The sequence below is a fragment of the Polynucleobacter sp. AP-Capit-er-40B-B4 genome (genome assembly GCF_018882245.1).
Lineage (GTDB): Bacteria > Pseudomonadota > Gammaproteobacteria > Burkholderiales > Burkholderiaceae > Polynucleobacter.
Genome location: NZ_JACVOV010000003.1, coordinates 7471 through 21768, shown reverse-complemented (window position 1 = coordinate 21768; position 14298 = coordinate 7471). Strand labels below are relative to the sequence as shown.

Sequence of the window (14298 nt, the reverse complement as noted above, 5' to 3'; positions counted from 1 at the left end):
TAACCTTTTATGCATATGATTAGTTAAGCGCCTTGTGTTGGAGTATTGTTATTGGTAAACAATGACTCATTAGGAGCTGGATTGGACTCTGCAGGAGTTTCAACCACTGGTTCAACTAAAGGTGCAGCTGCAGCAGCAGTAACGGCAACCAATCCTAGGCTTTTCTTAAGCTTGGCTAGGTTTTCAATATTGCTCATATTGAGCTTAGATACCAATCTAGAGCGATGAACCTTGATTGAAGATTCAGAAGAATCTAGCGCCTGAGCAATTTGACTATTCTTCATACCTTCGGCAGCCAATAAAAATACCTCTTTTTCGCGGTCAGTTAACTGAGCCATCAAAGCTTCTTGTTGGGCAACGCTTAACTCATCTAGATTTGCTTCAGGTTGTTTTGCAGAAGGGGCCTTGACTGCCTTTTCTGGCTTAGCTACTTTTTCTGCATTATTGCTACTATATATAGTGTCTTTTTTTACTTCAGTCTTTACCGCTTTGGAATCAGCCTTAGGTTGCTTAGACTGCCCTCTTTTGCTTGGACTAGTAACAAAGACTGGAACTGCGTTTTTCTTTGCCTCTAAAGCAATGCCAAAGTTAACCAGCTTAATATCGGTTTCACTTAATTCAGATGCCTGGACGCTCCACAGATAATTTGTCATCAAAGAAAGGATTAAGGATGACAAAGCCAATACGCTAATTTCAAAGGAACTGATTTCGATAAGACCTTTTCCCAAACCAAACAAGCTCAATAATAGGGTTAAGACCATTAATGCCGCATAAAGCCAAAAAGCAGCCGAGCTCAGTTTCAAGTAAATGGAATTAGAAATCTTTCCCATCTTCCCTGAAAACCAAGCCGTATAAATATAGATGGCTGCCAAAGGAGCAAATAGGAAAGTTTCAAGACTAGATAGCGGTGCACCCAACTGACGGGTAGACTCAAATAAGAAGACTACAAACGTCAACGCCAATAAGCAGCAAATTGCCGGGATCTTCGGAATGGTATTTTGACCAAAACGGGCAATTGCTGTTAACTGAGTTAATGACCCTAGAACCAAAACTGCGTAACAACCAATCCATGCCTTAGTTAAGGGGTCTTTACCAAAGTAGACAAGGCCAATAAAACCAAGACCAATCAGAATTTGTGCCAATGCCCAAATACGGCTGCTGTGAAATTCATCCCGCAGCGTTAAGGCTTGGACTATTCCATAAGACAGGCTGACCAAGCCCACGAGATAAACCACGGTCAAGTTATCAATGTTAAACATGAGACTCTCCTTTACATAACCACGCAAAGGTAAAGTAAAGCCTCGGTTTTGAATATTCACCCCAGGGTTAACTTAACCAAGATAAGCCCTAAAGTGAGGGCTTTTGGCAACACTATATATATATGTATATATATATGGCAAGCCCAAATTACCCCCCCATGTCTTAACTCAATAACAAGACTAACCACTTATATAGAGGTCGGCCTTGAAATGATCTCTTTTTAGAACCATAGCAATCAATCAATAAAGCACTCTATATAGCGCGTTTTTGAGACGTGGCGGAGTTATGGGAAATTCATGTACGTGGCATTGGGTTTAGGATTGCCTCTCCCCCTTTTTTTAGTCCGCAGCTAGCAAATAGCCAGCCGTTGAGTCATAGCCATCTTTGCCAAAACAGCCATAAATTGCTTGTTGCTGATTGAGGGTTAAGTTAAGGATCTCAAAAAAAACCAGCCACATGAAAAAGCTTACCAAGTTAATTGGTCAATGAGCGATTAACCTGAGATCCCCTAAGATTCATGGCGCATTCAATGGGCCCTAGAAATGAATGAAAGACTAAGCAACGCCACCTTATTACCCTTTGCGCAAATCCCCTCAAAGCTAATTGTTTGTTCTAGGAACACAGACTAACCTGCGTGACTACAAATAATTAGATCATTACAACGGAGATAGCTTTTATATGGGTTCATTTAAAAAACAACGGGAGCTCCCCTTTTGCACGCCAAGTATTGAACACTTTGATACCTTCATTGGTAATCCCACTGAAATTCATGGTCGGATTGTCTCAACGGGCAGCCTACGGATTGATGGCAAGATTATTGGTAACGTCGAATCGCCAGCAGATGCCAACTCAAGCATTGCCCTTGGCAGGACGGGAGTCATTCATGGGGATATTTTTGCGCAACGCGTTCTAGTAGCTGGACTGGTTGAAGGCAATATCTACGCTCGAGATAAAGTCACCCTACATGAAGGCTCAGAGGTTCGAGGAGATGTTACCTACAACCAAATTAGCATAGAACATGGCGCCAAAATTAATGGCCTTTTAATAGCGCGCAATGAAGAGCACGCGATTGAACAAAATAATCAAGCATTTTCTGAGAGCTGGGAAAAGATTAAAAATGGATCATAGACATTAAATACCAATTTTATTACCTATAGGGCTAATGCCCATCGATTTAATTTATCTGTAGCGGATCTTGAGAGGGGTAAAGCCTTTAAAATAGTGTCCTCTCAATAAGTTAAGCGTTGCTGTAAAGGCTTTATACCAACTATGCAGATTATTTGGATTCCTGGATCAACCTCAGAAATTAAGAGAATCAATATCACCAGTAAAGGCATTGCCAAGGTGATAGCAATTTCCTGTTTGATATTTGTTTTGCTGGGTGCCGCCATTCACTTTTTAGGCTTTCGATTTGCGGTGCAATTTAAACCTGATCTTGCACGTGAAATGGGTGGAGTAATCACCCTGCAAGAAAAAGAAGAGATCGAATCCGGTTATCGCGCGCATCTTGAGCAATTGCAAACACAATTAACACAGGCAAGTGATCAAATAAATAAACTGCAATCACTAAAAGAACGCTTTACTGAACTAGCAACACCAACACCTCTGAAGCATAAGTTAAATGAAGATAGCGGTAAAGGTGGCCCCTATCTTCCGCTGCAGTTTAGCCCCCAATCCTCCAGAGGACTTACAAACGATTTTGCTTACACACTTGATCGCGGACAATCTTTAATTGAAGCAGCTAACAAATTAGAAAAAAAATGGCAGCGCCAATATCAATGGTTAAGCCAATTACCGACTGCTGCACCTATTGCTAATCGCATTGGCCTTTCTAGTAACTATGGATCACGTATTGATCCCATTACTAAGCAGATGGCACAACATCCAGGAATTGATTTTTCTGCTCCTCCGGGTACCCCTATTTTGGCTACTGGTAATGGCGTAGTAGTACGCGCAGAAACTGACCATGCTTATGGTCAGTTTATTGAGATTAAACATACTGATGGCTTCATTACCAAGTACGCTCATGCACGTAAGATTTTTGTAACACAAGGGCAAGCTGTAACGCGTGGACAAGCGATTGCTGAAGTAGGCAACACCGGAAGATCTACCGGACCCCATCTGCATTACGAGGTTAGCTTTAATGGCTCACTCATCAATCCAATGCAGGTATTAGCTAGCCAAGACATACACAAAACCGAAAGATAAATTCTTTATTTACCTTTAGTGTCAAATAAAGAGTTGCTGACGAGCATACTAGGCTCGTGCGGGCCGATAGGCTCCTGACCTGATTTAGAGATCATCAGACCACTAATAGTGGCCCCCTCTTCAATTCCCAGTTGATCATACGTCACATCGCCATTGACCTTGGCACCGGCATGCAACTCAACTCGCTCCGAAGCGTAGATATTACCATCAACCTGACCTGCGATAAGAATTCGATCGGCATGAATATCGCCAAGGACTCTCCCGGTCCTACCAAGAGCAATGCTAATGCCGCCAGCATGATGAGCCTCAATATCGCCAATCACTGTGCCATCGATTCTGAGGCCTGTATCAGCAACTACTCGTCCATGAATTGTGGTTGACTTACCGATAACGGTATCAAAAGATTCAACCGTTAACTGAAGTGTAGGTACCGCACTCTTTTTTTTGAAAAACATGTTTGATAAGAACGATTAGTTCTTAATAAACTTACCGGCAACTCTGCCGCCACGTTGAATGTGAATATTTTGATAGGTAATGCTGCCATCAACATAGGCGCGCGGGCCTACATTTAAGTCTTGGCACTGAACTTCACCAACAACCTTACCCTTAACCATCAGAGAGTCTGCGTTGAGTTCACCTTCGACCTGTCCCTCTACATCCACCAAAACCGATCTAGCAGTAATTTTTCCCTTAACTACACCCGCAATATTTAAGGTGCCTTCAGAGGTGATGGTGCCAACAAACTCAAAACCTTCGCTAATAATGGAAGGTTTTGTGAGAATGCGTGGTGCTGGAGCTGGAGAATCGCCGCTTGAGGCCATTGTCTCTTCAGCCTCAACTTCTACCGCGACTTGCTCTTCAATTATTTCTTCTGTTTCAACTGGTGGTTTTTTTGAAAACATAAAAATATCTCAATTAACTACGGTTTGAGCCAACAATGTGCAAATCGCCATGGATATGGCCGCCCTTTTCGATTTCTAGTTCCGCGTAATGAATTGCACCGCTAACCTTACCGGAGGATCGAATAATTAAGGACTGAGTGGAGGATAGATACTCAACCACTTCACCGCGTATATCAATCATCTCACCGGTCACTTTTCCACGAATCGTGCCAGTGGATTCGACGATGACTTGCTTAGCAGAAAGCTCGCCTTCGATGGTTCCAGAAATAGAAGCAATATCAGGAACATCAAAATTTCCTTTAAGAACAACTCCCTCGCCTACAAATAGGCAGCCCTGCTGGTTACTTTCGGCCACTGAAGATTCTCACATTTAAATAGTTGGTAAAAATAATCATGCGCTTTTAATTAAGCCGCAACGATTTCTCCTGTCGATTTTGTCATATTGAATACGATAAGAGTATTACCCCTTGAGCTAATACCAGTCTGGCTTAGTAATTAATTAAGACGTTCAAAATCTATATTCGCATGGGCATGCATTTAGCGACTATCAAATCGGTATTGAATGAAGTCCGCGAGCACAAATCAACAGGGCAGATGGAGACTAGAGTTACTTTCTACGCAAAAACGCAGGAATAAAATCTAAAAAAGATTCTTTTTCAGCAGCCTTGTGGCGAACTTCATTTTTTGCAGGGGGCTCTCTTAGAGCGCCGGCCTTCAGATATTGAGGGGAGCCAACATAACTTGTATTACGAATAGAAAATGCTGGAGCAGTCAATCGCGCTGGAATTGGTGATTCCATTTTCTCTTTAAGTTTTCTATATACAAAACTGCCAAACTCACAGAAATTATTGGCAATTGCCTCTTGCTGTGATTGGAAAAAATAGGAAATATGTAAATGCTTATTGATATCAGGAATACGATAAATTGGCGGCGTAACAAAGCACATACTTAAAAAGCCTAAACCATTAAACTGAATTTCTGACTCCTGCCCAGGCTCTATGCGGCTTGGAGCAACTAGGATTACCTGCTCTTTGGCGTTAATTTTTGCGGAGTTGTTTTGAATATATTCAAGAATGAATATCTCAGTGCTCGCTGTTTCGATTTGACTTAAAGAGCTTGGGACAATGATGACATCAAACTCATTCATAAAATCGTAAGACATGCCATAGGTCCACGTTAAGTCGGCAATGGTGATGTCAGCATCTTTGGAATAATTTCTGAGGGTTGTTTTGGCATCCAACATAGTGAGGCCAGAACTTTGCTCGTAGGTTAGGCCTGCTTTATAAGTCTGAATATTTCCACCAGGGGTTTTGCGAGCAATACCAGTCGATGAGGCCTGCTTGTCAAAGTCAATCAATGAGATGCTGTGGTTTTTATCGATATTGAGATATCCAGCGAGGTTTGCTGAAATCGTCGATTTACCAACACCGCCCTTTTGGTTGGTTACTAAAATTTTGATAGGTCTCATTTACTACCTATCCTAGGTCTAGCGCAACCAATAAAATGAACTGTGACATCTATGCTCTCTCTGCAAACGAGGGCTCATTAAACTAGCAATTTCAAAAAATGAATATCCTACGATCGAACGTAAGCCTCATAGTTGGGCAGCTCAAGCTGCCTAAGCGGCCGGGTTTTTTAAGGCTAGGAGCTGCGCCAATGAACGCAAATTCAACTTACGCATCACTTCCGACTTATATTGCTTGGTGGTTGAAAGGGATATCTTGAGCTTTTCCTGAATCTGGGCATTATTAAAGCCAAGGGCGAGCAACTCAAAGACCTCTCGTTCACGTGGGGCTAAGGCTTTTAAGCCCTCCTCCAAGGATGCTCGCTCAATATAGGATCGCATATTGGTAGCATCCTGCTCTAATCCTCGCACAATAGCCAATAACAACTGATCTCTATCAAAAGGCTTTACCAAAAAATCGATTGCGCCTTGTTTCATGGCAGATATAGTTTGTGGCACGGTGCTTTGCCCGCTAATAAAGATAAAAGGAATTTGTCTGCCCCGCTTGATAAGCTCGGCCTGTAATTCCACCCCGTTCATATCAGGCATGCGCATATCGGTGATGATGACTGCGGGCGCACCATTAATAGAGCTTTCTAAAAAATCGAGCGCTGATGAAAATATGTGAACCTGATAGTCAAGAAATTCAAGCATATTACCAATGGTCTTACGCATTGAATCATCGTCATCTATTAAATAGACGTGCTTAGAGTCATTGATATTGGATGGTGAAGTGGCTGTCATCTGTTTTGAACTATCGGAGAATATGTCAATAATGACAAAACTTAGATCTCTACATTCGAAATAGGATGATATGGAAAAGCGGCTTACTTAAGAATTAGCCCTCAGGCGAATACTTTGGAAGACTCACAATAAAGATTGCGCCTCCCTCGGGATTATCTTCATAAGCAATTCTTCCCCCGAAGTTGTTCATGATGTAAGAGCAAAGCCATAAACCAACTCCCATTCCACTTTGCTTATCGCTACCAAAAAGCTCAAATAAATACTCTCGTCGATCCTTGGATAGGCCCGGCCCTGAATCCATAACCCGAATGATGCAATGATCATCAACCTGGCTTCCGACGATAGTAATGATCTTACGTTCTGGGTTAGCGCTACCCAAAATTTGCATGGCGTTATTGATCAGATTGAGCAATACCTGCAAAAACTGTCCCTTATGGGCCTTAACAGTAAGACTGTAATCCAGGTGTAATTTAAGCTGTATGCTGTTTGATATCAGCTCAGATTTATAAATAGCGAGCGCAGAATCAATTACCTCGCCAGTTGCAAAGACCTCGAAGGCATCCTCGTCCTTGATGAAGATTGATTGCAGTGATTTGACAATATCGCCAGCGCGTTTAGCATCTCTTTCTAATTGATTAATTAAATCGCCAATTAATACTGGAGTTAATTTATTGGCGTCATGGAGCATTTTCATAAACTGAATGTTTAACAAAGAAGCGCCCAAAGGCTGGTTCAGCTCATGTGCAATTGAAGCGGAGATAGCCTCAGTTACAGATGACTTGTTGGCCATTAAAAGCGAAGAAATCATTGCATCGCGTTCAGCTAACAATCTGCTTACCTTTAAGCTATCTTGCATCTGTTCGGCATTCTCGAGAATGAGCTTCTCACCCCAGTAGCCCAAAATAGATACATAAGAAAGCACCGTAAATGCAATAGTAAATGCCCTTATTGCCGCATTGATCAATGGCTCCTCGTAAATCGAAGTAGCAGATGAAGGGTCGCTCATTAATGTTCCAGTCAATCGAATCAATACCAGTATTAATTCGACCGCCACAGTAGTGATCAGAAAGTCCAACTGAATGCGTTTTTCGCTTCTTCTCAACTGGATTAAATCATTCAAACCAAATACTAAACAGATGCCCAAAGTAGTTAGTACTAGTGTTACGCGGTTTTGAAATGTGCCGAGCTGTCTCACTACTTCAAAGATAGCTCCGAAGAATAGAATAAATATTGGGGCTAAGCGCGCCAGCTTTTCAACGGGCTTTTGATTGAGAGAGCGAAAAAAGATAGCCAAGTACACGTAGGCGCCAACAAATAAGGTATTGGCAAGGGTGAGCAAAAAGAGATTTGTTAAAGAAGCAATAGCAAATAAAACGAATGAAACAATATTGATTGCCAGTGCAATTAGCCAGTAGTTATTTGGCTGAAGGTGCTGATTTTTTCGTAGATAGGGAATTGAGGATATAAAAATGCCGAGTAATATCAAGGCGTAGGCTAAGAAAAAGGCTTCGTTTGCATATTTCATAGGCGTAATACTACTACCGAGTCAATAAGTCAGCAGCCATTGGTGGTCTTAGCCAAAACTATCCGTACTTCTGATAGTTTGCTAGAAGCCTGCTTCTCGAATAAATACCGCTAGGCCGTTCCTGATGGCATCACCCAATATTGACTTTGGCCATGCCAGAATGACAACCCTGCCCCGTATATACCCCGTCGATAATTTATCCGGATGCCCATCCACCTTTAAGCGCACTCGGTAGATGGCACGCTCAGGAATTAATTTATTGTTTTGCTGCCTGACCAATATCTCACCACCAGCAAGAGATGAAAGCGAGCCCTCCGCTAAGACGCGAGTGGCATCTTTGTCAATGCTAATGATGCTCAGACCAACTCCACGAACACCAGGCGCATCCGGAATAAATCGCCCCCAATTACCAGTATCCAGCCTACGTAAATCATCTTCCTCTACATAGCAATCAACAATCCAATCCTTTTCTGTGATGAGCGTTACCAATGAAAATGATTTTGGTACCCATTCACCTAAAAATAGATCAGGATCTATATCAGCAATCACTCCAGAAAATGGCGCTCTACGATTGAGCTTCTCATACTCCTTTAGTAAGCCATCTAGTTCATTTTTGGCAGATATCAATTGCTCTTTAAAAATGGGTTGCTGATTGACGGTTTTCAAATCAAATCCAGAGGAGCCAAACTGACGGTTCAATACATCGACTTTAGTTTGTAGCTGACGGATTTTCTTTTCCAGTTCGGGAACTGATAGCCCTATGAGCTGCTCACCCTCTACTACTTGACTGCCAATTTCAGGTGGAAGCTTTGTTACTTGTGCGGCTCGGGTTGCCAATACATTCAGGCTTTTTTGTGGTCTTAATACACCCTGGGTATTGACGGTGAGATCAAAAGGAATGAGCAAAATGACGCAGACAACCAGAGTAATGTAATAAGCTGGCTTGTGTCGAACAACCGGGCCTATCTCCTTCCAACGCTTGCGCCAATATTGCAACTCTTGATAGATTGGCTTGGTTATAAAGAACCAAATTTCCACTAAGAACATGGCAATGCCTAAGGCCTTAAAGAAATAGTGATAAACCAATACCGCAATACCAAAGAAAACAACCAATCGATAAATCCAAGTGGCATAAGCGAAGATCAAGAAGAATTTACGTTGTGTTTCGTTTAGCGGTTCAGGCGAATCGTCATTTAAGCCAAACAACTGCTCTCTGGTCCACCATCTTGCATAGGCAGATGAGCGACTATGTAGGTTAGGCATACCGACGATATCGCACAGCAAAAAATAGCCGTCGAAACGCATAAATGGACTAGCATTGATTGCTAGGGTTCCTGCAATGGAGGTGGTGCCAAGGAAAAAGAAGAGGCTCTTAAATGCACCTTCTGGCAATACGCTCCACATAAAAATGGACCAAGCAGCAATGATTAGCTCGGTAGCAATGCCAGCACTAGCAATCATCAAGCGTTTCTTATGGGAATCGAGCTTCCAAGATTCAGTAACATCGGTATAAGCGACGGGCCACATCACCAGAAATGCCAATCCCATTGTGGGAACACGACAACCGCACTTTTTGGCGACGATGGCATGACCCATTTCATGCAAGAGCTTGACTACTGCAATGGCACCGGCATAACCCAGAATGCCCTCAATACTGAAGGTATCCACCAAGGTAGTGCTGAAGGCATCCCACTGGCGAAATACACCCCACAAACCCAATACAAAGATGAGTAAGGTAAGTTGGAAGAATCGTTTACTAAAGAGAAAGCCCAGCTTTGGCATAAGTTTATCGAGCAAGCGATCAGGACGCAAAATTGGAACTCGGAAAAACAAATAGCCATGCAGTAATGAATCAAACCAGTTTTTATTGCGGCTTTGATTTTTTCGATACAACAAACTGGCATCCTGAGGAGAGTGCTGGTACACCAGTTCGTTATCCGATAAGAACTTAAGGGTAGCCTCTACATCATCCAAAGACACCAGCAAAGTAGTTTGCTGGCTAATGAGATCGCAGATCGCTTCCCCATCCTCAAGGTCTAATCGAGAAATGATTTCAAAGGCGACCCAGTCAATCTGAAAGTATTGATTGCGAGCGGGATCATGCAAGGTCCACGTAGGCGCACCATTTTTATCAGCCGGCCCAGGATAAAGAGTTAAATCCTCGCGTAGCTTCGGCCGCTGCTTTTGCCGGGCTTCCATTGACCTTAGATACCTAAAAATTGACGTAATGTGGACAAGGGACGACGCAGAACCCAATACGAGAGAGGCACAAACTGACCGTGTACCTTAGCGGTTCCCTTCAAGCCAACGCGCGGACCTTTGTCACCCGGGCTCAAGCTAGCCCTGACGCGATAGGCATAACCTCCATCGGGTCTTTGAATCGGCTCATGCCCCTCATATCGCACATATCCAGTGACCGGAGAGAATGGCATGGCATTTAAATACAGGGTCACGCTAGATTGATTAGGTAATTCGATTGCTTCACCCACCGGAATCCAAGCCTCAACCTCTACATCACCAGGCGTTGCCACTACCATTACTTTTTCACCTGCCTGCACAGGTTTACCAATCCACTCAGATGGATCATCAAACAACACAATGCCATCGCGAGGGGCATCAATTTTGGCTTTATTCAAAAGTTCTTTAACGTAATCCGCTTCCATTTTTTTCTCTGCTGCCTTACCTTCTTGCGGCACGAGCAAACCTCGGCTCTTGGAGTCCGTTAAACCCTGTAAAGAACTTTGACGATATTCTTGTGTGGCTATCTGTGTTTCTTGCTCTGCCACATGCAAGCGACTTAGCAAGGAAGTGAGATCCAAATTAAATAAGGGCTGACCCTTCACCACTTCTTGGTTAGGAGTGACATAGAACTCATCCACAATCCCTTCAATCGGTACGCGAATGATTGCGGGGTTTGCTGGTACTAATTCACCAGGGACCAATACTGTTAGGCGTACTGGAAATAATAAAAATATCCAAATTAGCCAGGTGTAACGACGCTTCTTATCGCGCCAGATTGCCTGCGCTTCTGCGATGACTACTTCGCGTGTGCCCTCCACGCCTTGAGCGCGCAACCACTGCCAGGCGTTTTTTACCCAAGCAAGACTATCTTCATACAGCTTACGTACTTGCAGAATGATTTGCCTTGGATTGTTGCGGTAGTTCTCGAAGACAAACCTGGCGCCTGCATACACATCTAAGACGTACGCTTTAATCTCATCCCAACTTGGGGTGATTTCCAAAAACCGAATCCACAGACGGGTTAATTCACCATATATCGTAGGTGCATCTAATCGATTCCAAGAATAGGACCAAATATCAACCCATTCTTTTAAATAGGGTACTTCCGTTTCGGTGAACTCAGATTCTCTGGCAAGCAATAATCCTGCTCTGCGTTTTCCACCAGAAATCGGCAGCCAATACGCATGCGCAGGAAGATAGGTGCCCCACTCTTCAGTAAGCGCATCTGTCAGCATCTCAGGAGTCACTTCACAAGCCTCTTGCTCGATCAACAACCCACAAACATCATTCAACCAAGAAATGTATGGTGAGTTTCGTTCAACAAATGACACTCCCGACTGTATGACCACTCCCTCGTCTTCAATCCATAGAGCACCGAGTAGATAAGGAACTAATTGATGCGTTTGATTGACCAGTAAAAACTGTAAGGCTTTATCTGACTCAGCTTTACGTGCTTGCTGAGCCAGATTGATCAATAGGATCGGGGTTGGAACTTGAGCCGGTACTTCTATTGAGTTTGACATCAATTAACCCCGTCCAAATGTCATGGCCGATTTGATCTGGCTAGAGAGTGACGATTTACCAATAAATGCAGCCTTTTGAACCTTACCTACTGGTGGCTTGATGTTGAGCTTTGTCTTGGCCTGATCACCCTTAGAGTCTGTACCAATTACCTGAACCTCTACAGGCTCTTTTACATCCTTCGGCATGTTGATCTCAAACTTACCATTGACCGGATTGAACTTAATCCAATCTGGCAAGGGCTTACCGTCCTTGGTATAGGCCGTGAGTTTGATATCACCTTTGCCGCCAACGAAAGTAGCTGGTGGCAAGACATAGGTGCCCTTACCATCTGCATCTACCTTCGCATCCGGTGGCATAACTGGGTTATGTAACTCGGAATCACTCGGTTTGGAGAAAATGGCATTTGCATTGATCGTGCGCTGCGCATTTTCAACCTCATCTGTCACTCTATCGTAGCTTGTATATGGGGTTACGTTAGAGTAACTCAAGCTACCACGAGTACCAGTCGAATCTACGTGCGGCAAGCCAAATTGATTGATGCCGCCATGCGCTCCATTGAAATCCAATATGACGGTATTGAACTCGTAACGACCCATCTGAATCGGTGGATGCTCAACTGGCTTTTGCAAGTATGGTGGCAAGGCAATGAGTTTGGTTGGCGTGAGAGCGGCTGGTGGAATATCCGGTGTCTTAGGTTTCCCCTCAACAGGAGATGCTTGTAGAACGACAATAGGAGGTGCCTGTACAACGACAATAGGCACTTCAGGTATTGTTATTCTCAAAGTAGAAGTATCAGTAACGCCGTGAGAATCGCTGACTGTATAAGTAATAACAGGGACAGCTCCGGTATAACCAGTTTCAGGGGTAAAGCTATAGCTACCATTGCTATTGATAGTGACTAAACCTACGCCAGCAATCGCCACTGGATTACCAACGGCTTGTGCACCAGTGATACCAGCAATGCTATAACTAGTGATAGTCAGATTATCGGCATCAGCATCAGAAGCGTTAGCCAAAAGACCAGAATTTACAGGAACGCTTAGGCTCGTATCTTTTTCAATCACGACAACTTCATTGCCATCTATAGGCGGATCGTTAACTGGTGTGACGACGATGTCTAAGGTTGAAATCTCTTCCGCACCATAAGTATCAGCAAGCGAATAATGTACTGTCGGTACGATGCCATTCCAATTTACTGCTGGAGTAAAGGTATAAGACCCATTAGCCGCAATCGTAAGAGTTCCTACTCCAGAAATATTGACTGTATCGCCAGGACTAAATGTAACAAGATGATTATTAGAATCAACAATGCCATCAACAATGAAGCCAGCTACGCTAATTGGACCGTCACCAGAAGTTAACCCGGCATCGATAATGTTTCCACTGATGGGTATATCTTCAGCTGTAATTACACTTTCATTGCCATCGATAAAGCTGTCATTAACAGGATTAACTACGATACTCAAAGTAGATGAATCGCCAACAGTTGCACCAGCATTGTCAGACAAGTAATACGTCACTGTTGGTACAGTACCATTCCAGTTTGCAACCGGTGTGAATGTATAGGTACCATTCGCGTTAATGGTAATAGCACCAACACCAGCGATAGTAGCGCTATGGCCCGCAACAAAGGTTTCTAATGAACCGTCATTGTTAATATCAACCGCAAAGCCAGTTAATGTGATCGGGCCATTAACAGAAGTTAAACCTGTATCTATGACGTTCCCACTGATTGAAGTGTCTTCAGGCGTACTTACGCTTTCGTTTGTATCAACAAATGCGTATGGAGATGGCGCAATGGTGTTATTGACCAAACCTATGGGGTTAAGCGCCTCATAGTTTCCAACCCTACCGGCGGTTTGTACTGCAGTATTAATAGAGACTGCAGTCAAGGTATTGGCGCTTGATACTAAGGGGTTATAAATTCCAACTGCTACTGGCGCAGAGTTCGCAGTCGTTTGACCGACTGGGATCGTAATGACGGTGCCATTAGACAAGGTCACTACCAAGTCGCTACCAGCTACTGCGCTAGCCACGGTCGCGGTGTACACAATGCTGCCACCTTCAGTGATCGCGGCGCCAGCAGTTGCTGAGCTCAGTATCACGGTCATTGGATCAGCATCATCCACTACGGTGTTATTGACGGTACCGGTAGTAGTGAGTGCTTCAAAGTTACCGGTGGTATTCGCGGTTTGGGTAGCGGCACTAATGGTGACTGGTGCCAAGGTATCGGTACCTTGGATATAGCCTTCATCCGTACGCACTGCTACTGGCGCAGAGTTCGCAGTCGTTTGACCGACTGGGATCGTAATGACGGTGCCATTAGACAAGGTCACTACCAAGTCGCTACCAGCTACTGCGCTAGCCACGGTCGCGGTGTACACAATGCT

The 14298-nt window shown here is 43.7% G+C and carries 12 protein-coding genes; 2 read left to right on the top strand and 10 right to left on the bottom strand.

Translation table 11 applies throughout. The annotated features are described in order from the left end of the window. Positions 1 to 23: 23 nt before the first annotated feature. Complete coding sequence (locus tag ICN19_RS08240) at positions 24 to 1259, bottom strand: response regulator transcription factor (RefSeq protein WP_216246990.1); 1236 nt, start codon at positions 1257 to 1259, stop codon at positions 24 to 26. 679 nt (positions 1260 to 1938) lie between these two features. Between ICN19_RS08240 and ICN19_RS08235 the strand changes: the two genes are divergently transcribed. Continuing rightward, positions 1939 to 2388 carry a polymer-forming cytoskeletal protein gene (locus tag ICN19_RS08235; protein WP_216246988.1) on the top strand — a complete coding sequence of 150 codons (450 nt, stop codon included), beginning with the start codon at positions 1939 to 1941 and terminating at the stop codon, positions 2386 to 2388. 141 nt (positions 2389 to 2529) lie between these two features. Continuing rightward, positions 2530 to 3468 carry a M23 family metallopeptidase gene (locus tag ICN19_RS08230; RefSeq protein ID WP_216246986.1) on the top strand — a complete coding sequence of 313 codons (939 nt, stop codon included), beginning with the start codon at positions 2530 to 2532 and terminating at the stop codon, positions 3466 to 3468. Positions 3469 to 3473: 5 nt separating this feature from the next. On the opposite strand, the gene ICN19_RS08225 is transcribed toward ICN19_RS08230, so the two are convergent. The 9 genes from ICN19_RS08225 to ICN19_RS08185 all read right to left on the bottom strand — a co-directional run. Continuing rightward, entirely contained in the window at positions 3474 to 3923 is a 450-nt protein-coding gene (locus ICN19_RS08225) for a polymer-forming cytoskeletal protein (protein WP_216246984.1), read from the bottom strand. 15 nt (positions 3924 to 3938) lie between these two features. Beyond that, positions 3939 to 4370, bottom strand: a complete 432-nt coding sequence (locus ICN19_RS08220; RefSeq protein ID WP_216246982.1) for a polymer-forming cytoskeletal protein — start codon at positions 4368 to 4370, stop codon at positions 3939 to 3941. A gap of 13 nt (positions 4371 to 4383) precedes the next feature. Next, the gene (locus tag ICN19_RS08215) at positions 4384 to 4725 is read right to left on the bottom strand and encodes a polymer-forming cytoskeletal protein (RefSeq protein WP_216246980.1); all 342 of its coding nucleotides are present in this window, start codon (positions 4723 to 4725) and stop codon (positions 4384 to 4386) included. A gap of 252 nt (positions 4726 to 4977) precedes the next feature. Next, positions 4978 to 5838, bottom strand: a complete 861-nt coding sequence (locus ICN19_RS08210) for a ParA family protein (protein ID WP_216246978.1) — start codon at positions 5836 to 5838, stop codon at positions 4978 to 4980. A gap of 150 nt (positions 5839 to 5988) precedes the next feature. Further along, on the bottom strand, positions 5989 to 6618 hold the full coding sequence (locus ICN19_RS08205) for a response regulator transcription factor (RefSeq protein WP_216246977.1): 630 nt from the start codon (positions 6616 to 6618) through the stop codon (positions 5989 to 5991). A gap of 94 nt (positions 6619 to 6712) precedes the next feature. Next, entirely contained in the window at positions 6713 to 8143 is a 1431-nt protein-coding gene (locus ICN19_RS08200; RefSeq protein ID WP_216246975.1) for a sensor histidine kinase, read from the bottom strand. Positions 8144 to 8224: 81 nt separating this feature from the next. Beyond that, complete coding sequence (locus tag ICN19_RS08195; RefSeq protein WP_216246973.1) at positions 8225 to 10342, bottom strand: site-2 protease family protein; 2118 nt, start codon at positions 10340 to 10342, stop codon at positions 8225 to 8227. 5 nt (positions 10343 to 10347) lie between these two features. Further along, a complete protein-coding gene (locus ICN19_RS08190) occupies positions 10348 to 11907 on the bottom strand; it encodes an efflux RND transporter periplasmic adaptor subunit (RefSeq protein WP_216246971.1) in 1560 nt (519 codons plus the stop codon). A 3-nt stretch (positions 11908 to 11910) separates the two neighbouring features. Next, positions 11911 to 14298 (bottom strand): tandem-95 repeat protein (locus ICN19_RS08185; RefSeq protein WP_216246969.1); only part of this gene is annotated, 2388 nt, incomplete at its 5' end.

Bases quoted from the DNA above. Each gene is read 5' to 3' on its own strand.
- ICN19_RS08240 (WP_216246990.1), bottom strand. From the start codon at position 1,259: ATGTTTAACATTGATAACTTGACCGTGGTTTATCTCGTGGGCTTGGTC.
- ICN19_RS08235 (WP_216246988.1), top strand. From the start codon at position 1,939: ATGGGTTCATTTAAAAAACAACGGGAGCTCCCCTTTTGCACGCCAAGT.
- ICN19_RS08230 (WP_216246986.1), top strand. From the start codon at position 2,530: ATGCAGATTATTTGGATTCCTGGATCAACCTCAGAAATTAAGAGAATC.
- ICN19_RS08225 (WP_216246984.1), bottom strand. From the start codon at position 3,923: ATGTTTTTCAAAAAAAAGAGTGCGGTACCTACACTTCAGTTAACGGTT.
- ICN19_RS08220 (WP_216246982.1), bottom strand. From the start codon at position 4,370: ATGTTTTCAAAAAAACCACCAGTTGAAACAGAAGAAATAATTGAAGAG.
- ICN19_RS08210 (WP_216246978.1), bottom strand. From the start codon at position 5,838: ATGAGACCTATCAAAATTTTAGTAACCAACCAAAAGGGCGGTGTTGGT.
- ICN19_RS08205 (WP_216246977.1), bottom strand. From the start codon at position 6,618: ATGACAGCCACTTCACCATCCAATATCAATGACTCTAAGCACGTCTAT.
- ICN19_RS08200 (WP_216246975.1), bottom strand. From the start codon at position 8,143: ATGAAATATGCAAACGAAGCCTTTTTCTTAGCCTACGCCTTGATATTA.
- ICN19_RS08195 (WP_216246973.1), bottom strand. From the start codon at position 10,342: ATGGAAGCCCGGCAAAAGCAGCGGCCGAAGCTACGCGAGGATTTAACT.
- ICN19_RS08190 (WP_216246971.1), bottom strand. From the start codon at position 11,907: ATGTCAAACTCAATAGAAGTACCGGCTCAAGTTCCAACCCCGATCCTA.